The organism is Priestia sp. SIMBA_032, assembly GCF_046535215.1.
In the GTDB taxonomy this organism is placed as follows: Bacteria; Bacillota; Bacilli; order Bacillales; family Bacillaceae_H; genus Priestia; species Priestia aryabhattai.
In genome coordinates this window covers 1-287 of record NZ_JAWRXD010000447.1, presented here as the reverse complement: position 1 = coordinate 287, position 287 = coordinate 1, and the positions used below count along the sequence as shown (strand labels likewise).

Annotated in this window: 1 protein-coding gene; it reads right to left on the bottom strand. The window is 73.5% G+C overall.

Annotated elements, in window-relative coordinates; translation table 11 throughout:
- Positions 1 to 287, bottom strand: a 287-nt coding sequence (locus SB717_RS35115) for a hypothetical protein (RefSeq protein ID WP_486360789.1), incomplete at both ends; no start/stop codon positions are given.

Below are 287 nucleotides of genomic sequence, written 5' to 3'. Positions count from 1 at the left end.
GATGGCGATGCGCCAGCTCTCGCCGCCGTCCCCGGTCCGGAAAAGGTGACCGTAGGCGCCGAGAGCGAAGCCGCGGCGCTGGTCGAGGAAGAGCACGTCGAGGAAGGGATCGACGGGGCCGGTCTCCAGCGCCGCCTCCGCGTCTTCGAGGGCGAAACGCGCATCCTCGAGGGCGTACTCGGCGGCCTCCCGGTCCGGGTCGTCCTCGGGCAGCGCGTCGAGCGCCGCCTCGCGGGCCTCGACCCGGTCGGCCGCAAAGCGCTGGAACTGGCGGTTGACCTCGCGGC